Here is a 22,622-nt window from a genome sequence, read left to right as displayed (position 1 = left end):
GCAGCATCAGCGGGAATCGTGCTCGACCCACCCATGGCTGCGGTTGAGCAGCGGGTGGTGCAGCAAAGCGGCGAGGAAAGTGTGGCTATGCCAAGGTGGCGAAGCTGCCTTGGCGCGTCAGGTTTCGGCGGCACACCACCCTGAGTGCCCGCCGCAGGCGTCTTCATCTGGCGCGCTCAGCAGGCCGTTACGGCAGGCACAGGCGTAATCCGCTTCAGCCCGCGTCGGAAAATTTAGCGTCAGCCTGAGCTTGTCGCGCGTGTCGTAGAGGTCGTAGCCCCTGCCCAAGGACGTGGGGAAGCCCGCCCCTCTCGGTAGGTATTCCTTTTCCAGCGGTAGCGCGGGTACCACAACAAAGCGCGTCTGCATGACCATCCCTCTTCTCGGCAGCTCTTTAGTATTAGTCGCATTATGTGAATGCATCAAGGCAGCTCATGCTTGAATTTCGCCCCACTTTGGCGCCCGCAACGCCCCAAAACCACACATCCCGCCTACCGCTGCACCTGCCCGGCAACCTGCCCTGACTGGCCGTAGGCCCGTCTGCAACGGCCGTCGAACGGGAATCTGACCACTTGGCCATGTTTTTGCTTTGCAAGCTGCTCACCTCCACCACGTCGAGCAGCCCATGTCCGAAACCCCTGCGCACCTGCGCCTCGAGCTACGTGCCATCAGCAAGCGCTACCCGGGTACCCTGGCCAACGACCGCGTCGACCTGCGCATCGCCGCCGGTGAGATCCATGCCCTGCTGGGCGAGAACGGCGCGGGCAAGAGCACCCTGATGAAGATTATCTACGGCGTCACCCGGCCGGACGCCGGCCAGCTGTGGTGGGAAGGTCGGCCTGTGCAAGTGGATGAGCCGGGCCAGGCCCGCAAGCTGGGAATCGGCATGGTGTTCCAGCATTTTTCGCTGTTCGAGACCCTGACCGTGGCGCAGAACATCGCCTTGGCACTGGGCCGCGAGGCGGGCTCGCCGAAGCAGCTGGCGCCGCGCATCCGTGAGGTCTCGCAGCGTTATGGCATGGCGCTGGAGCCGGAGCGCCTGGTGCACAGCCTGTCGATCGGCGAGCGCCAGCGGGTGGAGATCGTGCGCTGCCTGATGCAGGACATCAAATTGCTGATCCTCGATGAACCGACCTCGGTGCTGACGCCCCAGGAAGTCGAGCAACTGTTCGTCACCCTGCGTACGCTGGCCAGCGAAGGCTGCAGCATCCTGTTCATCAGCCACAAGCTCAATGAAGTGCGTGCCCTTTGCCACAGCGCCACCGTGCTGCGTGCAGGCCGGGTTGCCGGCGCCTGCGTACCTGCCGACTGCAGCGACCTGCAGCTGGCGCGGCTGATGGTCGGCGATGCCGAAGGGCTCGAAGCCAGCTACCCGAAGCGCGCCGGTGGCCTGCCACGCCTGCGGATAGACGACCTCAGCTGGCGCAACCAGGACCCGTTCGGCACCTCGTTCGAGCACCTGCGCCTGGAAGTACGCAGCGGTGAAATCGTCGGTATCGCCGGAGTTGCCGGCAACGGCCAGGAGGAATTGCTGGCCTTGCTCAGCGGCGAAACCCGCCTGAACGCCAGCGAGCGTGAACGCATCAGTCTCGACAACCAGCCCATGGCCAACCTGCATCCGGATGCCCGTCGCGCCCTGGGCCTGGCTTTCGTCCCGGCCGAGCGCCTGGGCCACGGCGCGGTGCCGGACATGAGCCTGGCCGACAATGCCCTGCTTACTGCCTTCCAGCAGGGCCTGGTCGAACGTGGCCTGGTCCGCTCGAGCAAAGTGCAGGCGCTGGCCGAGCAGATCATCCAGCGCTTCGCAGTCAAGGCGCCGGATGCGCAGGCAACGGCACGCAGCCTGTCTGGCGGCAACTTGCAGAAGTTCATCCTTGGCCGGGAAATCCTGCAGAACCCCAGGCTGCTGGTCGCCGCTCACCCGACCTGGGGCGTCGACGTCGGGGCCGCCGCAGCGATCCACCGCGCCCTGATCGCCCTGCGCGATGCCGGCGCGGCGATCCTGGTGATTTCCGAAGACCTCGATGAACTGTTGCAGATCAGCGACCGCATCGGCGCCCTGTGCAGCGGGCGCCTGTCGCCGCTCAAGGCCACTGCCGACACCCACAGCGTGGAGGTCGGCAGCTGGATGGCCGGCCAGTTCGATACCGCGCACACCGCCACCTGAGGAGAACCCGCCATGTTGCTATCCCTCGAACCCCGTAGCCAGCAGTCGCGGGCCATGCTGGTGCTGTCACCGCTGCTGGCCGGGCTGCTGACGCTTGTCAGCGGGGCGATCCTGTTCAGCGCCCTGGGCCATGACCCGCTGCTGACCCTGCACACGTTGCTGATCGAACCGGTCAGCGACCTCTATGGCCTCAGCGAGCTGCTGCTCAAGGCCCTGCCGATTCTACTCTGTGCCCTGGGCCTGGCGGTGGCCTACCAGGCGCGCATCTGGAACATCGGCGCCGAAGGCCAATTGCTGATCGGTGCCCTGGCCGGCAGTGCCGTGGCGATTCAGCTCATCGACTGGGAAAGCCGCTGGGCCCTGCTCTGGGTGCTGCTGGCCGGCACCCTCGCTGGCGCATTGTGGGGCGCATTGGCGGCGTGGCTGCGCACGCACTTCAATGCCAACGAGATCCTCACCACCATCATGCTCAACTACATCGCCCTGAACCTGCTGTTGTACTTCGTGCATGGCCCGCTCAAGGACCCGCAAGGCTTCAGCTTCCCGCAGTCGGCGATGTTCGGCGATGCCAGCCGCCTGCCGGCGCTGCTGGACGATGGCCGGCTGCATGTCGGCCTGTACTTCGTGCTGCTGGCGCTGGTGGCGGCGTGGGTGCTGCTGCACAAGAGCTTCCTGGGCTTCCAGATCAAGGTGCTCGGCCTCGACCAGCGGGCCGCCGGTTTCGTCGGCTTTCGCGAACAGCGCCTGGTGTGGCTGGCGTTGTTGATCAGCGGTGGCCTGGCGGGCCTGGCCGGGGTCAGTGAAGTCAGCGGGCCGATCGGCCAACTGGTGCCGCAGGTGTCGCCGGGCTACGGCTATGCGGCGATCACCGTGGCCTTTCTTGGGCGGCTCAACCCGTTCGGCATCCTGGTGGCCGGCCTGCTGATGGCCCTGCTCTACCTGGGCGGCGAGAACGCGCAGATGACCCTCAACCTGCCCCAGGCGCTGACCGGGCTGTTCCAGGGAATGATGCTGTTCTACCTGCTCGCCTGCGACGTGCTGATCCTCTACCGGCCGCGGCTGACGCTGAAGTGGCGGCGGCGTACGCCGATGGCCGAAACGGCCAGTGCCTGACCTTCTTTGACCTGAGGCTTCGACTATGGATCTCGATCTGCTTGGCAACATTCTCTACGCCATGGTGCGTTGCGGTACCCCGCTGCTGCTGGTGGCCCTGGGCGAACTGGTGTGCGAGAAGAGCGGCGTGCTCAACCTCGGCCAGGAAGGCATGATGCTGTTCGGCGCGGTGGTGGGCTTCATCGCAGCCTTTGCCAGCGGCAGCCTGTGGCTTGGCGTGCTGCTGGCGTGCCTGGCCGGCATGTTGCTGGCCTCGCTGTTCGCCTTGGTGGCCTTGGGTTGCCAGGCCAACCAGGTGGCGACCGGCCTGGCCCTGACCATCTTCGGTGTCGGTCTGTCGGCGTCCATCGGCAGCGCCTGGGTCGGCAAGCCGCTGAGCGGCTTCGAACCGCTGGCGATTCCGCTGCTGGCCGACCTGCCGATCATCGGCCACATGCTGTTCAACCAGGACGTGCTGGTCTACCTGTCCTTCGCCCTCTTCGCCCTGGTCGCCTGGGTGCTGTTGCAAAGCCGTACCGGCCTGATTCTCCAGGCCGTCGGGGAGAACCCCGATGCCGCCAGCGCCATGGGCCTGCCGGTGCTGCGCGTGCGCACCCTGGCGGTGCTGTTCGGCGGCGCCATGGCGGGCCTTGCCGGCGCCTATCTGTCCTTGGCCTACACCCCGATGTGGGCCGAAAACATGACCGCCGGCCGTGGCTGGATCGCCCTGGCGCTGGTGGTGTTCGCCAGCTGGCGGGTGCAGCGCGTGCTGCTCGGCGCCTACCTGTTCGGCCTGGCCAGCATCCTGCACCTGGTGGCCCAGGGCGTCGGTGTGAGCGTCCCGGCAAACCTGCTGGCGATGCTGCCCTATGTGGCAACGATCCTGGTGCTGGTGGTGCTCTCGCGCGATGCGATCAAGACCCGCTTGTATGCACCGGTTTCACTCGGCCACCCCTGGCAAGCGGGACGCTGACGACGCGCCGATAAACCCAAAAAAACACAAGCCCCACAGGAGTGAACCCTCGATGCATCAGAAGAAAAGCAATACGCTGCTACGCACCCTGGCCGCCGCGCTCGGCCTCAGCACGGCGCTCTCTGCCGCCGCTGCCGACCCGCTGAAGGTCGGCTTCGTCTACATCGGCCCGATCGGCGACCACGGCTGGACCTACCAGCACGAACAGGGCCGCCAGGCGCTGATCAAGCAGTTCGGCGACAAGGTCGACACCCGCTTCGTCGAGAACGTACCGGAAGGCGCCGACGCCGAGCGGGTCATCCGCAACATGGCCAAGGGCGGCTACGACCTGGTCTTCGCCACCTCGTTCGGCTACATGAACCCGACTGCCAAGGTCGCCAGACAATTCCCCAAGGTCACCTTCGAGCACGCCACCGGCTACAAGCAGGACAAGAACCTCGGCACCTACCTGGCAACCTCCTACGAAGGCCGTTACGTCGGCGGTTACCTTGCCGCGAAGATGACCAAGAGCAAGAAGATCGGCTACGTCGCCTCCTTCCCGATCCCGGAAGTGCTGCGTGACATCAACGCCATCCAGCTGGCGCTGGACAAATACAACCCCGGCACCGAGATCAAGGTGGTGTGGGTCAACTCCTGGTTCGACCCGGGCAAGGAAGCCGATGCGGCCAACGCCCTGATCGACCAGGGCGTCGACGTGCTGTTCCAGCACACCGACAGCCCGGCGCCAATCCAGACCGCCGAGCGCCGTGGCATCTACGCGGTGGGCTACGCCTCGGACATGGCCCACTTCGGGCCCAAGGCCGTGCTGACCTCGATCGTCAACAACTGGGGCCCGCATTACATCAAGAGCACCCAGGCGGTCATGGATGGCAGCTGGAAGCCGCAGGACTACTGGGGTGGCCTGGCTGACGGCACCGTCGAACTGCCGATCAGCGAGCTGGTGCCGGCCGACGTGAAAAGCGGCGCCGAGCAGATCATCGCCAGCATCAAGGATGGCGCGTTCCACCCGTTCACCGGGCCGATTTACGACCAGAGCGGTGCGCTGAAGATCGCCGAAGGCGCCGTGGCCAGCAATGCCGAACTGGCGGGCATGAACTACTACGTCAAGGGCATCACTGCGCAACTGCCCAAGTAACGCCCTGTTGGCATAACGCGGCCCCATGTGGGAGCGGGTTCACCCGCGAAGCAGGCAACGTAGTGGATGGCACGGGCTGCGCCCGTGTTCGCGGGCAAGCCCGCTCCCACAGGGTCGCGCCAGCGCTTGAAAGTCATTTCGTCCTGGTGACCTCACATAACTTCCGTATTCCGGAGCCCTGATGAACACACTGCCCATCATCGACATCGCCCCGCTGTACCAGCACGACGCCGCCGCCCGCCTGGCGGTGGCCCGGCAGATCGACGCCGCTTGCCGCCAATGGGGCTTCTACTACATCAAAGGGCACCCGATCCCGGCGGCGCGCATCGCGGCACTGAAGGCCGCCGCCGAAGATTTCTTTGCCCGCCCGATCGAGGAAAAGCTGCGCATCGACATCACCCGCAGCACGCACCACCGCGGTTATGGCGCCATCGCCACCGAGCAGCTCGACCCGAGCCGGCCGAGTGACCTCAAGGAAACCTTCGACATGGGTTTGCACATGAGCGCCGAACACCCTGAGGTATTGGCGGGCAAACCGCTGCGCGGCCCCAACCGCCACCCGGCCATCCCCGGTTGGGAAGCGCTGCTGCAAAAGCATTACCAGGACATGCACGCCCTGTCCCTGACCCTGCTGCGGGCCATGGCCGAGGCGCTGGGGATCGAAGAGGACTTTTTCGACCAACGCTTTGCCGAGCCGATCAGCGTGTTCCGCATGATCCACTACCCGCCACGCCAGACCGCCAGCAGCGCCGACCAGCAAGGCGCCGGAGCACACACCGACTACGGCTGCGTGACCTTGCTGTACCAGGACGACGCCGGCGGCCTGCAGGTGCAGAACGTGAACGGCGAATGGATCGACGCCCCGCCCATCGAAGGCACCTATGTCGTGAACATCGGCGACATGATGGCCCGCTGGAGCAACGACCGTTACACCTCCACACCGCACCGGGTGATCAGCCCGCTGGGCGTGGACCGCTACTCGATGCCGTTCTTCGCCGAACCGCACCCGGACACCGAGATCAGCTGCCTGCCCAACTGCTCCAGCGCGGACAACCCGGCCAGGTACCCGGCAGTGTCGTGCAGCGCCTACATGCTGTCGCGCTTTGCCGAAACCTATGCCTATCGCCGCGAAGCGGTGGTTTGAACGCAAGGGCCGTTGCAGATGGTTGTAACGGCCTCACATCTCGACCTGAGTACCCAGTTCGATCACCCGGTTCAGCGGCAGCTGGAAGTACTTGAGGTTGCTGTTGGCGTTGCGCAGCAAGAAGACGAACAGGTGCTCGCGCCAGCGGGCCATGCCCTTCTGCTTGCCGGCGATGACCGTCTCGCGGCTGAGGAAGTAGGTAGTGCGCATCGGGCCGAACGCCAGGTCCGGGTACGGGCAACGGCTCAAGGCCAGCGGCACGTTTGGCTCTTCCATGAAACCGAAGTGCAGGCTCACCCGGTAGAAGCCATCGCCGAAGGCCTCGACTGCAAAGCGCTTGCCGGCAGTGACCCGCGGCTCGTCCTCGAACACCACGGTCAGCAGCACCACCTGCTCATGCAGCACCTGGTTGTGCAGCAGGTTGTGCAGCAGCGCGTGGGGCACGGCTTCAGGCCGGGCGGACAGGAACACTGCCGTGCTATTCACCCGGTATGGCGGTTGCGCCTGCAGGCTGGCGATGAACAGCTCCAGCGGCAACGCGCTCTCGTCCAGCCGCTCGACGATGATCGTGCGCCCGCGCTTCCAGGTGGTCATCAGCATGAACAGCGCGACCCCGGCAACCACCGGGAAAGCACCGCCCTGGAAGATCTTCGGGGCGTTGGCAGCGAAGTACAGGCTGTCCACCAGCAAAAACGCCAGCAACATCGGCACTGCCAGCCAGCGGGGTGCCTTCCACAGCAACAGCACCACCGCCGAAGCCAGCAAGGTGGTGATCAGCATGGTGCCGGTCACCGCCACACCATAGGCCGCCGCCAGTGCTCCGGACGACTCGAAGCCGACCACCAGCAGCACCACGCCGACCATCAGTGCCCAGTTGACCATACCGATGTAGATCTGCCCCTGCTCCTCACTGGAGGTGTGCTGGATGAACATGCGCGGCACATAGCCCAGCTGGATGGCCTGGCGGGTCAGGGAGAATGCGCCGGATATCACCGCCTGGGAGGCGATGATGGTCGCCAGCGTGGCCAGCCCGACCATGGGCAGCAGGGCCCAGTCCGGCGCCAGCAGGTAGAACGGGTTGCGCACCGCCTCCGGGTTGCCGAGGATCAACGCACCCTGGCCGAAGTAGTTCAGCACCAGCCCCGGCAGCACCAGCAGGAACCAGGCGCGGGCAATCGGCTTGCGGCCGAAATGCCCCATGTCGGCGTACAGCGCTTCGGCGCCGGTCAGCGCCAGCACCACGGCACCGAGAATGGCTACGCCCATGCCTGGGTGGTAGACGAAGAACTTCACCGCCCAGGCCGGGTTGAGCGCCTGCAGGACCTCCGGGCGCTGCACGATGCCGTGCACGCCCAACGCACCGATCGCCACGAACCACAGCACCATGATCGGCCCGAACAGAATGCCGATGCGCGCGGTGCCGTGCTTCTGGATCAGGAACAGCGCCACCAGCAACAGGACTGCCAGTGGCACGACCCAATGCTCGATGCCGTCGAAGGCCAGTTGCAGCCCCTCGACGGCTGACAGCACCGAAACCGCCGGGGTGATCATGCTGTCGCCGTAGAACAGCGCAGCGCCGAACAGGCCGAGCAGCACCAGCATCCTGCTCAGCCGCTTGTAGGGCGCCGCCGCCCGGTGTGCCAGCGCGGTCAGGGCCATGATGCCGCCCTCGCCCTGGTTATCGGCGCGCAGGATGAACAGCACGTACTTGAACGACACCACCCACAGCAACGACCAGAACACCAATGACAGGACGCCGAGAACACCGGCGGTATTGGCCTGGACGCCGTAGTGCCCGGCGAAGACTTCCTTGAGGGTGTACAGCGGGCTGGTGCCGATGTCGCCATAGACCACGCCGACGGCAGCGACGAGCATGCCGATGGCAGCGGGCTTGCGGGAATGGGGAGGGTTTGCTGCGACGGCGGACTGGCTCACGAAAGGGCTTCTCTGGACTGGCGGGTAGAAGTGCATGCCATCCTTGAGCATCGCGCGACAAGTATCCCTTCAGTCCATTGGGAGAGTCGTAAAAAGAGCGTAAAAAATCAGGGGGGTCGCCTTGAGATTTGCAGCGCCTGTGAGACCGAGCGCCGCCCGCGCGGCGCATCGCGGGCAAGTCGGATCGCCGCACCGCCGCTCCCACATCTGTTTCGGGACAGTTACTCCTGTGAAGCCAACAGGGACCGCCTTGTTTGTTCCCTTTCATATTGAGGTGGACTCAACTGTTTTTCATCAGTCTTCAGTCAAGCACCAAGGCGGATCCTGTTGGCGGCACAGGAGAGATTGGCCCGAAACAGATGTGGGAGCGGGCTTGCCCGCGATGCGCCGCGCGGGCGGCGCTCGGTCTCACAGGCGCTGCAAATCTCCCGGCAGGCACTTGGCGGCCTCCACACAATCCCAAGACAAGCAGACCCCACAGCCCTGCCCGCCATGCCCCCTTCCAAAATGTGCTGTATGGTTGTCGCAAACGAGTAACTCCGGAGACCTTCATGTTCCGTGCCTTTGAACGCTGGCTCGACCCCTTCCCCCCCGACGAGGTGCCGCCCCCCCCGGTCGGCCTGCTGCGCTTCCTGTGGGCCTGCACCCGCGGCGCACGTGGCTATATCCTGGCGCTGGCACTGTTCAGTGCCGGGGTCTCGATCTACGAAGCCTGGCTGTTCTCCTTCCTCGGCCAGGTGGTGGACTTGCTCTCCAACTGGCAGGCTGGCGGTGAAGTGAGCCCGGAAGAAAGCCGTGTGCTGTGGGGCGTCGGCCTGCTGCTGATCGCCAGCATCGTGCTGGTGGCCTTGCGCACATTGATGCAGCACCAGGTGCTGGCGATCAACCTGCCGCTGCGCCTGCGCTGGGACTTCCACCGGCTGATGCTGCGCCAGAGCCTGTCGTTCTTCTCCGACGAGTTTTCCGGGCGGGTCACCACCAAGGTGATGCAGACCGCGCTGGCAGTGCGTGAAGTGCTGTTTACCCTGATCGAGATCGTGCCGGGCATCGGTGTGTACTTCATCGCCATCATCGCCCTGGCCGGTGGCTTTGCCGCCAAGCTGATGCTGCCGTTCATTGCCTGGCTGGTGCTGTTCGGCCTGGCCATGCTGTATTTCGTGCCGCGCCTGGGCAAGGTCGGCCAGGAACAGGCCCATGCGCGCTCGTCGATGACCGGGCGGGTGTCCGACGCCTACACCAACATCACCACCGTGAAGCTGTTTTCCCACTCCAAGCGCGAGGCGCACTTCGCCCGGGCGGCGATGGAAGACTTCAAGCAGACCGGCTTCCGCCAGATGCGCCTGGTCAGCCAGTTCGAGATCGTCAACCAGGCGCTGGTGGTCGGGCTGATCTTCGGCGCGGGCGGCTACGCCCTGTGGCTGTGGCACCAGGGCCAGGTCGGTACCGGTGCGGTGGCCGCGATCACGGCCATGGCCCTGCGCGTCAACGGCATGTCGCACTGGATCATGTGGCAAATGACCTCGCTGTTCGAAAACATCGGCACCGTGCAGGACGGCATGGCCACTCTCACCCGTGGGCCCAAGGTGCAGGACGTGCCGAATGCCACCGTGCTGGAAACCCGGGGCGGCGCGGTGACCTTCGACAACGTGCGCTTCAACTACAACGGCGAACGCCAGGTGCTCGATGGCCTGAGCCTGAGCATCCGCGCTGGCGAAAAAGTCGGCCTGGTGGGCCGCTCCGGCGCGGGCAAGTCGACGCTGATCAACCTGCTGCTGCGCTTCTATGATGTGGACAGCGGCGAGATCCGCATCGACGGGCAGAACATCGCCCACGTCACCCAGGACAGCCTGCGCAGCGCCATTGGCATGGTCACCCAGGACACCTCGCTGCTGCACCGTTCGATCCGCGACAACATCGCCTACGGCCGCCCGGACGCCACCGAGGCGCAGATCCAGAGCGCCGCCATCAACGCCCAGGCCGATGGCTTCATCCGCCAGCTAAGCGACCGCGACGGCCACAGTGGTTACGACACCCTGGTCGGTGAGCGCGGTATCAAGCTTTCAGGCGGCCAGCGCCAACGCATCGCCATTGCCCGGGTGATGCTCAAGAACGCGCCGATCCTGCTGCTGGACGAAGCCACCAGTGCCCTGGACTCGGAAGTCGAGGTGGCGATTCAGGAAAGCCTCGACGAGATGATGCAGGGCAAGACCGTGATCGCCATCGCCCACCGGCTGTCCACCATTGCCGCCATGGACCGGCTGATTGTCATGGATGAAGGGCGCATCATCGAGCAAGGTACGCACAGTGAATTGCTGGCGAATAACGGTACCTATGCGCGACTGTGGCAGCACCAGAGCGGGGGGTTCCTGGGGGAGGATCAGGGGGTGGCCGAGGCGCTGGAATAGCCACGTACTGTCCTACTCGAAGGCTGTTGCAAACCCTGTGGGAGCGGCTTCAGCCGCGAACACCGGCGCAGCCGGTGCCATCCACCGCGGTGGCTGCTTCGCGGCTGAAGCCGCTCCCACAGGGAAACCTGCCAAATCCACTGACTAGCCCGGCTTGCTGTATCAGCCCTGGATACGCTGGAGCTACAAGCCGGCGCATTGTTCAACGAGACGTCTCGACGTCGAGCACAGCGCGAGCGCTCTGAAGGCTGATGCAAACCCTGTGGGAGCGGCTTCAGCCGCGAACACCGGCACAGCCGGTGCCATCCACCGCGGTGGCTGCTTCGCGGCTGAAGCCGCTCCCACAGGGAAACCTGCCAAATCCACTGGCTAGCCCGGCTTGCTGTATCAGCCCTGGATACGCTGGAGCTACAAACCGGCGCACTGTTCAACGAAACGTCTCGACGTTGAGCACAGCGCGAGCGCTCTACCCGGCGCGTCCCATCGATCACGTTGATGAATACTATCGAGCGGCTCGCCTGTCGACGTCCCACTGCCGACTTTTATAATCGCCTCCAATTTTCCCTCCCCCCTTCGCCTGCAACAGGCGACCTCACCTTGGAATCAGGAACATGCCAAGCGTCAGTCAGGCCTCTCACGGCCGTCCCGAACATGATCAACAAAGCGTCAAACAGCAGTGGCTGGCGATTCTCTCGGTCGCCGTGGGCGCCTTCGCCCTGGTCACCAGCGAGTTTCTGCCGGTGGGCGTGCTCAACGATGTGGCCAGCGACCTGGGCATCAGCGCCGGCCACGCCGGGCTGATGGTGACCCTGCCCGGCATCATGGCGGCCCTGGCCGCGCCGCTGCTGTCGGTCGGCATTGGCGCCATGGACCGGCGCTACTTGCTGATTGGCCTGACGCTGATCATGATCATCGCCAACTCGGTGGTGGCCTACGCCAGCGACTTCAGCCTGCTGCTGTTCGGTCGCGTACTGCTGGGCATCAGCATCGGTGGCTTCTGGGCCACCGCCATTGCCCTCAGCGGCCGCCTCGCGCCCAAGGGGGTGAGCGTGGCCCGCGCCACTTCGATCATCATGGCCGGTGTAACCCTGGCCACCGTGCTGGGGGTCCCCGTGGGCACCTGGCTGAGCGGCCTGATGGGCTGGCGCATGACCTTCCTGGCCACCGCGCTGCTTGGCGTGCCGGTACTGTTGGCGCAGCTGTTGCTGCTGCCGCGGCTCAACCCGGACAAGGCCATCCGCATAAGTGACCTGCCGGCGCTGTTCATCAATCCGCAAGCCCGGGTCGGTTTGATCGCCGTGCTGCTGATCGGCCTGGCGCACTTTGCCGCATACACCTATGTTGCACCGTTCTTCAAGCAGAGTTCCGGCTTCGATGGCTCGACCATCGGTTCCCTGCTGCTGCTCTACGGCGCGGCCGGTGTGATCGGCAACCTGTTCGCCGGCTACGCTGCCAACCAGAGCGTGCGCCACACGCTGTTGCTGGTGGCGGTGATGATTGGCGTCAGCACCGCGCTGTTCCCCCACTTCGCCACCGGCCTCACCGGCGCGGCGATGCTGATCGCCCTCTGGGGCTTCGCCTTTGGGGCGTTCCCTGCCTGCGCCAGCATCTGGATGTTCGTCGTGGCGCCCAAAGACGTCGAGCGCGGCATGCCGCTGTTCGTGGCCATGTTCCAGGTCATCATCGCCCTTGGCTCGTTCTTCGGTGGGCGCATCGTCGACCAGCTAGGCAGCTCGGTGCTGCTGAGCCTGGCCACGGCACTGGTGGGCTGCGGGTTCGTCACGGTATGGGTGCTGGGGCGCAAGGTCAGTAACAGCCTGGCGGCGCAGGCTGGTTGAGGAGATGAGCGATCGCGATCGGTCGCCGCTTTCTCGCCAAAAGGCGTCAGATCGTATTCGACATGCGGCGGTATCACGGGAGCAATGGCCCAGACTCTATGGGCAGTGGCTCGAGCCTTAGCCAGCCCAACGAGATGCACCAACACGTTGTTTAACTGCTGCGGTTCACTTCGACTCCACGGTATTCTTGCACCATGCCAGGAATGGCTTTGTGCCATGGCCTTCCGCCATTGAGCGCCAACGTCGAAATCCGGACTTCTTTCAGGTACTAACGTGAAGCGTGACATTCACCTCGTTGTCCTTTTGCTAACGGTCATTGGTTGCTCGCTCGCTTCGTTGACGCTATGGAAGGTCATGGCTTCTCGTGAACAAGCACTGGAAGACATCAACACCCATGGCCTGAACCTCACCCAGGCGCTTTCCACCTATTCCGAAGGCATCGTGCGGCAAAGTTCGATGTTCCTGCTCGGCCTGGTGGAACGCCTGGAAACCGAAGGCAGCGGGCCGGCACAGATCGAACGGCTGAGCCAGCTGATCAACCGGCAACAACCGCTGATGCCTCAGTTGAGCGGCATCACCATCTACGCTCGGGACGGGCGCTGGCTGATGTCGTCCAATCGCCCGTTCCCGGTCGGCGCCAACAGCAGTGACCGGGCCTACTTCATCCATCACCGCGACGACCCTTCGCGCGAGTCGTTCATCGGTCCGCCGATCCGCAGCCGCGCCAACCAAGAATGGGTCATTACCATCAGTCGTCGCTTCAATGATGCCAACGGCGATTTCGCCGGCGTGGTGGCGGTCACCCTGGGGATCGAGAACTTTCTGCACCTGTTCGGTCAGATCGACGTCGGCCGGGATGGCGCCATCGGGCTGACCTATACCGACGGCACATTGCTGGTGCGCTACCCGTTTCGCGAGCAGGACATGGGGCGCAACTTCTCCCAGTCGCCGATCTACACCAAGTACCTGGTCGAAAAAACGGTCGGTACCGCCTCGTTCACCTCCAGCCTGGACGGTGTCGAGCGCCTGTATGCGTTTCGCAAGAGCGACCAGCTGCCGCTGGTGACCACCGTCGCCCTGGGTCAGCATGAAGCACTGGCAGCCTGGCGGATGGAGGCACAACTGTCGGTGCTGGTGGTGTGCGCGCTGCTTGGCCTGACCGGCGCCATCGGCTGGCTGCTGATCCGCGCCATGCGCCGGCGCAACCTGGCCGAGGATGATCTGCGGGTGGCCCAGCAACAGCTGCTCGACAGTAACCAGCAGCTTGAACGCCTGGCCATGCACGACCCATTGACCGGGCTGGCCAACCGCCGCAGTTTCGACCAGGCCCTGGCCGAGGAGGCAGGTAGGGCCCAGCGCAGCGCTGGTGCGCTGAGCCTGCTGATGATCGATATCGACCACTTCAAGCGCTACAACGACACCTACGGCCACCCGGCGGGTGATGCCTGCCTGCAACAGGTGGCCAAACGGCTGGCGGCCTGCATGCGTCGCCCGCCCGATCTGCTGGCCCGTTATGGCGGCGAGGAACTCGCGGCGATCCTGCCCGGCACCGACAGCGCTGGCGCGGCCATTGTTGCCCAGGCAATGCTCGAATGCCTGAGCAAAGTGCCTATCGCCCACCAGCAAAGCCCTTTTGCCCGGGTCACCGTTAGCATTGGCATTGCCTGCACCCAGGGTGGTGAACTGCACTGCTACCACGACCTGCTGGTGCGCGCCGACCAGGCGCTGTACCAGGCCAAAGGTGCAGGCCGCAATGGTGTGCACATCGGCTGAAACCGGCAGCCAGCCGCCGGCAATTGAAAATCCGGACTAAGGTTGCTGGGCACAAGTTGCCTCTGCCTTCATGAGCGCAACAGGTGCACCGCCAGCCCTGCCAGTGCACAGGCGAACAGCACCTGAATCACACCGCGCTTGAACCTGAACAAAGCAATCGCAGCGCTGAGCGCAATCACTGCGGACGGCCAGTCGAACGCCCCATTGAAGCCCGTCGGCCAAAGCACGTGGTAGCCGAAGAACAAGGCTAGGTTGAAGATCACCCCCACCACAGCCGCAGTGATGCCGGTCAGCGGTGCGGTGAATTTCATCTCGTTGTGGGTCGATTCCACCACCGGGCCTCCGGCAAGGATGAAGATGAACGACGGCAGGAAGGTGAACCAGGTGACGAGGCTCGCCGCGACTGCACCGGCAAGGAACGGGTGCTGTTCACCGAACATCGGATGCACGTACCCACCTATGAATCCGACGAAGGCAACCACCATGATCAGTGGCCCTGGCGTCGTTTCTCCCAAGGCGAGGCCATCGATCATCTGGGTGGGGGTCAACCAGCCGTAATGCCCAACCGCTCCCTGATAAACATAGGGCAGCACCGCGTAGGCACCGCCAAAGGTCAGCAGTGCGGCCTTGGTGAAGAACCAGCCCATCTGCGTCAGGGTGCCGTCCCAGCCAAACGACAGCGTCAGCAACCCCATGGGCAGCACCCACAGACCTGCGCCGACCAGCAGCAGGCGTACCAGGTGACCCCATCTGAAACGCGCATGTTCTGGGGTTGGGGTGTCGTCATCGATCAGGGCTGGGCCATAACTGGATTTTGCCGCACCATGACCGCCACCGATCACGAATGTGCCTGGTGCGACGCGACCGCCCACATAGCCGATGACGGCGGCCGCCAGCACGATCAGCGGGAACGGCACGTTGAGCGCGAAGACCGCCGCGAACGAGGCGCCGGCTATTGCCCACAGCCAGCCATTCTTAAGGGCTCGTGAACCAATCCGGTGAGCGGCATGGACGACAATCGCGGTGACCGCGGGCTTGATGCCATAGAAGATCCCTGCGACGACCGGCACCTCGCCAAAGGCAACGTAGACCCAGGACAGGCCGATCAAGATGAACAGCGAAGGCAGCACGAACAATGCGCCGGCAATCACCCCGCCCCAACTGCGGTGCATGAGCCAACCGATATAGGTGGCGAGCTGCTGGGCCTCGGGGCCGGGCAACAACATGCAGTAGTTCAGCGCGTGCAGAAAGCGCTTCTCGCTGATCCAGCGCCTGCGTTCGACCAACTCCTGGTGCATGATCGAGATCTGCCCCGCAGGCCCGCCAAAGCTGATGAAGCCTAACTTGAGCCAGAACAGGAAGGCTTCATACAGGCCGATCGGCTGCCGAGTCGCTTGCGATGGCAGCTGCTCGCTTATTGCCGAGGGGGTATCAACCATTTTGCGATTCCTCACTTGCAAAAGCCGCCAGCAGGCCATCGAAGATGCCCCCGGCGACCACGGTCAATTGATCGTCATCGTCAATGCTCGCTCTCAAGCCTGCGAGGACACGCTCGATACCGGGTGCCTCGGCAGGTTGATTGCCGCCTGCATCCAGGTAGTGAATGACGCCGGCCAAACGTGCCAGGCCTGGCTGCTGCACGGCAAAGCTCTCGATGAGGGTTTCGAAGGAAACCCGCTGGCCAACGTGACTGAACCTGGCCCCATCAAAATCGAAGCCCAGTGCATCGCTTGGGCAGTCGCTGGGATGGTTCAACCAGATGAATTGGGCGTCAGTGTCGATGAAGCGACGAATCAGCCAGGCGCAGGCCAACCGATCCACCCATGGGCGTTTTCGGGTTGCCCATCGTCGTCCCTGGTAGTCGGTGCGGCTGAGTCGAGTGATGACTTGGTCGTGCGCACGTGGCTCATCGGCGGACAGCGCCCGGCTGATAGCGGTCTCAAGGTCTTGCAGGGCCGAGTCGGCATGAGCCTTGAGCAGGCCAGGGAAGAAATCGATGGCTGCCAACTGGCCAAAGGCCTTTCTGAGCTTGCGTGCCTGCCGTGCAATGTGAAGCGCATTATCCGGCGTCAGCTCAGTCCGGCTACCGGCAACGTCTTGCATCAGCCTGGTGTACTCATCGCTTCTGTCGAACAACCCGCTGAAGCGTTCCTCAGGTTCAGACAGCGAGAACAGAAACGCTGTGCCGTTGCTGGCCAGTACATCACGCTCCACGGCTTCGAAGGTTTCTCGGCCCACGTGACTTTCTGGCAGCAGGTATACGCCATCGCGCAGAACTGCTGCGCCAGAGGCTTTAAGGGTTCTCCAGGCACGCATTCGCTCGGTGGCGTTGGCCGTCGGCAACCCAAGGATCAGTAGCGACCACAGGCTCATGTAGAGTATTCATCATAAAATGTACTTACCTCTACAGTAATACAGGCTTATCCAAAAGCAACGATTATTCTTGGAGTGTGCTGAAAACCGGGACGCTGCTTCTACCGCCAGATTTGTCTCCAGTGTTCGTGAACCCGTATCCAGGCGCGCAGTCATACTCGGGCCCTTAGATCGACACGCCCGCCATCATCCCTCCAGAGCTGTTCGCCCATGCGCCAAGCTGCCCGCTGCTCGTCGTTTGTCTCGCTGTGCCTCGTTCACTTCTTCCTCCTGTTCATCAGCCCCGCCCTGGCCGGCGGGGAACGCCAGCTGGTGGCGGCCATCAATGATTACCGCGCCCAGCCACAGCGCTGCGAAGGGCGCAGAGTGGTGGTCTCGACACCGCTGGCGTTGAAGTCGAGCCTGGCACTACCGGTTGGCTACGGCGGCGCTTTGCGGGAAGGCTTGAAGGACGCTGGCTATCAGGCCGTAAAGGTGCGCAGCATCCGTTTAGCCGGCGCAACAGATGCCGAGGAGGCTTTCGACCGCCTGCGCAGCCACTACTGCGCGGCCTTGCTCGATAACCAGTTTGCCGACATCGGTGTCAGCCGCAGCCGCAATGAGTGGCAGGTGGTGTTGGCGCGTCCCGTGCTCGACGCACAGCTCGGCGATCAGCGCTCCACGAGCAACGCGTTACTGGCGCAGGTCAACGCCGCTCGGGCCAAGTCGCGGCTGTGTGGTCGCCAGCGTTTCGCCGCTGCGCGCCCGCTCAGCTGGAACACCGCCCTGGGCACGGCAGCGCAGCGCCACAGCCGGGCGATGGCCAACGGCAACTATTTCGCGCACCGCGACCCCAACGGCGATTTGCCCACAGACCGGGCGTGGGATGCCGGCTACCAGGGGCGTCAGATCGGTGAGAATATTGTCGCCGGCCAAGGGTCCACGAGCAAGGCGATGGCAGGCTGACTGGCCAGCCCCGGGCATTGTGCCAACCTGATGAACCCGATGTTCACCCAGGTTGGCGCGGCCTGTGTCGCGAATGCGAACAGTGATGAGGGGGTGTACTGGACGATGCTGTTCGGCGCCGATCAGTCGTCGTCGCGCCAGTCGCGGTGATGTTTGCGCCAGCCATAGTGATTACCACGGTCGTGGTGGTGACGGCGCCAGCCACGGTCGTCGTCATCATCGTCATAGTCGCGACCACCGCCGCGATGACCACTTTCATCGTCGTATTCGCGGCCCATGTGGTTACCCAGGGCACCGCCCACGCCGCCACCGGCTGCTGCACCGATCATGCTGCCCGTAGTGCCGCCCATCTGCCGGCCAAGCACGTTGCCGCCGGCAGCGCCCAGTGCGCCGCCAATGGCCGCTTCGCCACGGCTGTGCTTGTTGGCCCCCACCGCACCGCCGGCCGCGCCACCCAAGCCTGCGCCGATTGCCGAGCCGGTGCTGCCGCCGATCGACTGACCGACCACCGAACCCAGTACCCCGCCCAGCGCGCCGCCTATGCCTGCTTCGGTATTGCCGCCTGCAGAAGCGACGCCGCTCAACAGGCCAAATGACAACAAAAGAATCGAGGAGTACTTCATGGATGAGAGCCTCAAGGGAATGCCGAGGCGATCCTGAGGCTCTGCAAGGAGGCTTTCAACGGAAATCCGACCAGTAACACGGGTTGCAAAAATTCTCTAAGTTACTGTTTTTCCGGTGAAACTTTGCGGCTTTTTGACAGTCTTTGGCTACTTGGCACTCAGCAGCTCAAAGCCCGCCAGCGCCTGACGCAGCTACTGCGCGTCGACAAAGCGCACAGCTTGCATCCCCTGCGCTTTCGGCACATCCAAGGATATAGGCTGCATGGCCGGCCAAGCTCCAGGTCTGCAACTTCAAGCACACTGAAAGTCAAACTTCCCTCACTGCAGGCGCGGGCTCTGTGGGAGCGGGCGCGCCCGCGAACACGGGCGAAGCCCGTGCCGTACACCGCGTCGCTTGCTTCGCGGGCTTGCCCCACAGCAACCCAGGACAGCCTGTTACAGCTCAATCCAGCACCGGTTTGAGCAACCCCTGCGCCTCATACAGCGTCGCCAGGTAACGCAGGCGCATCTCGTCAATGCTCAACCGCGACGCATGGGTGGTGATCGTCAAGGTCGCCTTCAATTGGCCGCTGCGGTCGAGCAACGGCACGCCCAGCACACGCATGCCGATTTCATATTCCTGATCGACGATGCTGTAGCCCTGCGCCCTCACCCGCTGCAACTCCGCCTCCAGCAACGCCCTGTCGGTCTGGGTATAAGGCGTCAGCGCCTGCAGCGGGTTGCGCGCGAAGTATTCCTCGCGTTGCTGCTCCTCCAGCCACGCCAGCCAGACCCTGCCACTTGCCGTGCAATACATCGGCACCCGCGACCCGGGGCGGATCGACAACGAAGCGATGTGGCTGTAGCGGCTGCGCACCAGGTGGATGATCTCGTCGCCATCACGGCTACCCACCGACACATGTTCCTGGGTCTGCCGCGCCACCTGCTCGACGATCGGCCGCAACATGCGTGGCAACTGCGCCGAGTCGACATAGGCCTGGCCGAGGCGCAGGGCCTTGGGCGCAAGCCAGTAATGGCGGTTGTCGGTCTCGGCAAAGCCTTCGTGGACCAACGTCAGCAGAAAGCGCCGGGCGGCACTCGGGGTCAAGCCGGACAGCCTGGCCGCCTGAGGCACACTCAGGCGTGGCTGCTCGGCATTGAAGAGCTGCATCAGCGCCAGGCCTTTCTGCAGGCCGGCGATCAGGTCGCGCGGGTGGATCTCGGGTCGGGACATGGGTTCGGCTCGGGTAAAGTGGCTGTTGATGCGATTACCGAAAGATAGCTGCGATTATCGCATCAAATGCCCGATAAGCGCATTGTTGTTCAAATCGCCTCACTACAAGCTTGCCTCCACAACAACAGTCATGACGGAGGTCAGCATGATCCGAGGTTCAACCGAACTGGTCGCCATCGTCGGTTCGCCTATTGCTCAGGTGAAGTCGCCGGAAAACTTCAATACCTGGTTCGCCAACAATGCCCGCGACCTGGCGATGCTTCCCATCGACCTGCAGCCAACCGCGCTGGACGCCTTTGTCGACACCTTGCGCAGTTGGCGCAACTTGCGCGGCTGCGTGGTCACCGTGCCGTACAAGCAAGCCCTGGCCGCGCGACTGGACAGGCTCAGCGCACGTGCCCAGGCACTGGGTTCGGTCAACGTGATTCGCCGCGAAGGTGATGGCCGCCTGGTTGGCGACAACGTCGATGGCGCGGGTTTCCTCGGCGCCGCCCGCCAACAAGGCTTTGTGGCCAACGGCAAGCGTGCGCTGGTGGTGGGCTGTGGCGGGGTCGGCAGTGCCATTGCCTACGCGCTGGGTGAAGCGGGCCTTGGCCAGATCACCCTCAGCGACCCCTGCGCGGAACGCGTCGGTGCGCTGGGAGAAGTGCTCGGCAATGCCTTCCCGGCACTGGCAGTCGCCACTGAATACCACTCGCTGGAGGTCTTCGACCTGGTCGTCAACGCCTCCCCCATCGGCATGGGCGACAGCGGCGAACGGCCGCTGCCGGTGGCACTGCTGGAGACCCTGCAAGCCAGCACGCTGGTGGCCGACGTGGTCACTTCACCAGAAATTACCCCGCTGCTGCACAAGGCGCGTGAACGCGGCTGCCCGATCCAGACCGGCGCGCAGATGGCCTTCGCCCAACTGGGCCACCTCGGCGCCTTCATGGGCGTCACCCCGATGGAGATCTGAAACCATGAACGCTAGCGAACAAGCCGTGTTCGACCTGGTGGTGCTCGGCAGCGGTGCCGGAGGGTTCGCCACGGCCGCCACGGCTGCCCGCCACGGGCTGAAGGTACTGGTGGTGGAAAAGGCCGAGCACTTCGGCGGCACCTCGGCAATCTCCGGAGGTGCGGTGTGGATCTACGGCAGCGATCAGGCACGGGCCGCCGGGGCCAAGGATTCCCCCGAGGCCCTGCGCACCTACCTGAAGGCCATCATCGGCGATGGTTACAACCCGGCACTGGTGGACGTCTTCATTGACCGCGGCCAGCAAGCCCTGCGCTGGCTGGAGCAGCACACCGAACTGCGTTACAGCCTGCGCCCGCATTCGCCCGACTACTACCCCGACGCGCCTGGCGCCACCGAGTTCGGCCGCGCCCTGGAAATGGTCGAGTACGACGGACGCCATCTCGGTCCGCGTTTCAAGGACCTGAAAATGCCGCCGCCGGGCATGCTGTTGTTCGGTGGCATGATGGTCAACCGCGTCGACATCCAGCACTTTCTCAACCTGCGCCGCTCGCCCGCCTCGCTGTGGCACTGCCTGAAGCTGATGGCACGCTACGCACGGGATCGCCTCAAGCACCCGCGGGGCACCCGCCTGACCACCGGCAACGCCCTGATCGCCCGCCTGGCCAACAGTGCCTTCGCCGACGGCACAACACTTTGGCTGCGCAGCGAAGCACAAGCGCTGATCGTCGAACGCGGCGTGGTAACCGGCGTGATCGTGCAGCGCGAGGGCCGACGGATACGGGTGCAGGCCCGCGGTGGGGTGGTCTGTGCCATGGGGGGCTTTGCTGCCGGGCAGCTGGCGGCAGCTGACCGCCCGGATACCTCAGCGCCACACCTGAGCATGTCGCCGCCCACCAACGACGGCGCCGCGCTACGCCTTGGCGAGGCGGTATCGGCAGCCCAGGGCGCAGGCCTGGCGGCCAATTTCTTCTGGGCGCCGGTGTCCGAGCTGCAGCATGCCAATGGGCAACGCGAGCGCTTTGCGCACTTGGTCACCGACCGTGCCAAGCCTGGGGTGATCGCGGTCGACCCGGTCGGGCGGCGCTTCGTCAACGAAGCCAACTCCTATCACCACTTCGTGCAGAGCATGTTCGCCAACGGCATCGGCCATTGCTGGCTGATCTGCGACGCCGAGGCGATGAACCGTTACGGCCTGGGCCTGGCGCGGCCTAAGCCGGTGGACAATTCGGCACTGATTGCCGCCGGCTACCTGCTGCGCGCCGACAGCGTGCCCGCCCTGGCTGCGGCCATCAGCGTCGATACGCAAGCGTTGCAGCAGACGCTTGAGCACTTCAATGCCGACGCCCGCAACGGCATCGACCGTGCATTCGGCAAAGGCGGCAACAGCTACAACCGCTATATGGGCGACCCTCGGCACCAGCCCAACCCGTGCCTGGCTCCGCTGACCAAGGCGCCGTACTACGCCATTCGCCTCCATACCGGCGACCTCGGCTCGGCGCGCGGCCTGGTGACCGACGCCAATGCCAACGTACTGAACCGCAGCGGCGCACCGATTGCCGGGCTGTATGCAGTGGGCAACGACATGAATTCAGTGATGAACGGCACCTACCCCGGCCCCGGGATCACCCTGGGCCCCGCCCTGACCTTCGGCTGGATCGCTGCCAGCCATATCGTCGAGCGCCTGCAGGCGCCAGCCAGCCACCAGGAGAAACCCGCATGTTCTACGAACTGAGAACCTACACCCTCGACCCGCTGAAGATGGCCGACTGGCTGGCGCTGTACCGGAGCCATGCGCTGGCGGTGCAGCGCGAGCACCTGGGCAACCTGGTGGGCTTCTTCACCAGCGAGTTCGGCGAGGTCAACCAGGTGGTGCACCTGTGGGCCTATGCCAGCCTCGACGAGCGCATGGCGCGCCGTGCCGCCATGGCCGCCGACCCGCGCTGGGCAGAGTTCTCGCGGCGCAATCGGGAGCTGGGCGCGGTGCTGCAACTGCACTCGCGACTTCTGCGCCCTACCGGCTTTTCACCGCTGCAATGACTGACCCCTTCATA

Annotated in this window: 17 protein-coding genes and 1 pseudogene; 12 read left to right on the top strand and 6 right to left on the bottom strand. The window is 64.4% G+C overall.

All coding sequences use genetic code 11. From position 1 onward, the window contains the following. Positions 1-117 precede the first annotated feature (117 nt). Positions 118-375, bottom strand: coding sequence for a hypothetical protein (locus CQW31_RS01315; protein ID WP_054883808.1), 258 nt, complete (start codon positions 373-375; stop codon positions 118-120). A gap of 250 nt (positions 376-625) precedes the next feature. Here CQW31_RS01315 and CQW31_RS01310 point away from each other — a divergent pair, with 250 nt between their 5' ends. The 5 genes from CQW31_RS01310 to CQW31_RS01285 all read left to right on the top strand — a co-directional run bounded on the left by CQW31_RS01310 (position 626) and on the right by CQW31_RS01285 (position 6,511). Beyond that, on the top strand, positions 626-2,167 hold the full coding sequence (locus CQW31_RS01310) for an ABC transporter ATP-binding protein (protein ID WP_099813520.1): 1,542 nt from the start codon (positions 626-628) through the stop codon (positions 2,165-2,167). 12 nt (positions 2,168-2,179) lie between these two features. After that, positions 2,180-3,280, top strand: coding sequence for an ABC transporter permease (locus CQW31_RS01305; RefSeq protein ID WP_099813519.1), 1,101 nt, complete (start codon positions 2,180-2,182; stop codon positions 3,278-3,280). Between the two features lie 25 nt (positions 3,281-3,305). Further along, positions 3,306-4,232: an ABC transporter permease gene (locus CQW31_RS01300; RefSeq protein WP_099813518.1), complete on the top strand. Its 927-nt coding sequence runs from the start codon at positions 3,306-3,308 to the stop codon at positions 4,230-4,232. A 52-nt stretch (positions 4,233-4,284) separates the two neighbouring features. After that, positions 4,285-5,367, top strand: a complete 1,083-nt coding sequence (locus CQW31_RS01295) for a BMP family ABC transporter substrate-binding protein (RefSeq protein WP_099813517.1) — start codon at positions 4,285-4,287, stop codon at positions 5,365-5,367. A 181-nt stretch (positions 5,368-5,548) separates the two neighbouring features. After that, positions 5,549-6,511 (top strand): 2-oxoglutarate and iron-dependent oxygenase domain-containing protein, encoded by a 963-nt coding sequence (locus CQW31_RS01285; protein ID WP_099813516.1) that lies wholly within the window; start codon positions 5,549-5,551, stop codon positions 6,509-6,511. Positions 6,512-6,544: 33 nt separating this feature from the next. On the opposite strand, the gene CQW31_RS01280 is transcribed toward CQW31_RS01285, so the two are convergent. Beyond that, on the bottom strand, positions 6,545-8,386 hold the full coding sequence (locus CQW31_RS01280; RefSeq protein ID WP_099813515.1) for a potassium transporter Kup: 1,842 nt from the start codon (positions 8,384-8,386) through the stop codon (positions 6,545-6,547). 611 nt (positions 8,387-8,997) lie between these two features. On the opposite strand from CQW31_RS01280, the gene CQW31_RS01270 reads away from it, so the two are divergent. The 3 genes from CQW31_RS01270 to CQW31_RS01260 all read left to right on the top strand — a co-directional run bounded on the left by CQW31_RS01270 (position 8,998) and on the right by CQW31_RS01260 (position 14,462). After that, the gene (locus tag CQW31_RS01270) at positions 8,998-10,851 is read left to right on the top strand and encodes an ABC transporter ATP-binding protein (protein WP_099813514.1); all 1,854 of its coding nucleotides are present in this window, start codon (positions 8,998-9,000) and stop codon (positions 10,849-10,851) included. 611 nt (positions 10,852-11,462) lie between these two features. Then, on the top strand, positions 11,463-12,689 hold the full coding sequence (locus CQW31_RS01265; RefSeq protein WP_099813513.1) for an MFS transporter: 1,227 nt from the start codon (positions 11,463-11,465) through the stop codon (positions 12,687-12,689). 273 nt (positions 12,690-12,962) lie between these two features. Beyond that, positions 12,963-14,462 carry a diguanylate cyclase gene (locus tag CQW31_RS01260; RefSeq protein WP_099813512.1) on the top strand — a complete coding sequence of 500 codons (1,500 nt, stop codon included), beginning with the start codon at positions 12,963-12,965 and terminating at the stop codon, positions 14,460-14,462. A gap of 68 nt (positions 14,463-14,530) precedes the next feature. Here CQW31_RS01260 and chrA read toward each other — a convergent pair whose 3' ends face one another. Beyond that, the gene (gene chrA, locus CQW31_RS01255; protein ID WP_099813511.1) at positions 14,531-15,901 is read right to left on the bottom strand and encodes a chromate efflux transporter; all 1,371 of its coding nucleotides are present in this window, start codon (positions 15,899-15,901) and stop codon (positions 14,531-14,533) included. Continuing rightward, positions 15,894-16,835, bottom strand: coding sequence for a chromate resistance protein ChrB domain-containing protein (locus tag CQW31_RS01250; protein WP_143524201.1), 942 nt, complete (start codon positions 16,833-16,835; stop codon positions 15,894-15,896). Before CQW31_RS01250 ends, chrA begins: the two co-directional genes overlap by 8 nt. Before the next feature lie 210 nt (positions 16,836-17,045). Here CQW31_RS01250 and CQW31_RS01245 point away from each other — a divergent pair. Next, positions 17,046-17,930, top strand: a pseudogene (locus tag CQW31_RS01245) (CAP domain-containing protein). On the opposite strand, the gene CQW31_RS01240 reads toward CQW31_RS01245, so the two are convergent. Together CQW31_RS01240 and CQW31_RS01235 are read right to left on the bottom strand one after the other, a co-directional pair. Continuing rightward, complete coding sequence (locus CQW31_RS01240) at positions 17,903-18,403, bottom strand: glycine zipper domain-containing protein (protein ID WP_099813510.1); 501 nt, start codon at positions 18,401-18,403, stop codon at positions 17,903-17,905. The pseudogene CQW31_RS01245 and the gene CQW31_RS01240 overlap by 28 nt on opposite strands. Positions 18,404-18,845: 442 nt before the next feature. Next, on the bottom strand, positions 18,846-19,616 hold the full coding sequence (locus CQW31_RS01235) for an IclR family transcriptional regulator C-terminal domain-containing protein (protein ID WP_099813509.1): 771 nt from the start codon (positions 19,614-19,616) through the stop codon (positions 18,846-18,848). Between the two features lie 145 nt (positions 19,617-19,761). Here CQW31_RS01235 and CQW31_RS01230 point away from each other — a divergent pair, with 145 nt between their 5' ends. Genes CQW31_RS01230 through CQW31_RS01220 form a run of 3 tightly spaced genes read left to right on the top strand, consistent with a single transcriptional unit; the run spans position 19,762 to position 22,608 of the window. Beyond that, a complete protein-coding gene (locus tag CQW31_RS01230) occupies positions 19,762-20,571 on the top strand; it encodes a shikimate dehydrogenase (protein WP_099813508.1) in 810 nt (269 codons plus the stop codon). 4 nt (positions 20,572-20,575) lie between these two features. After that, complete coding sequence (locus CQW31_RS01225; protein ID WP_099813507.1) at positions 20,576-22,303, top strand: FAD-dependent oxidoreductase; 1,728 nt, start codon at positions 20,576-20,578, stop codon at positions 22,301-22,303. Beyond that, the gene (locus CQW31_RS01220) at positions 22,288-22,608 is read left to right on the top strand and encodes an NIPSNAP family protein (RefSeq protein WP_099813506.1); all 321 of its coding nucleotides are present in this window, start codon (positions 22,288-22,290) and stop codon (positions 22,606-22,608) included. The genes CQW31_RS01225 and CQW31_RS01220 overlap by 16 nt, the downstream gene beginning before the upstream one ends. Positions 22,609-22,622: the final 14 nt, after the last annotated feature.

This window comes from Pseudomonas sp. 382 (assembly GCF_002759075.1).
Classification (GTDB): domain Bacteria; phylum Pseudomonadota; class Gammaproteobacteria; order Pseudomonadales; family Pseudomonadaceae; genus Aquipseudomonas; species Aquipseudomonas vlassakiae.
The sequence above is the reverse complement of the archived record's forward strand: the minus strand, read 5'-3'. Positions and strand labels throughout refer to the sequence as shown.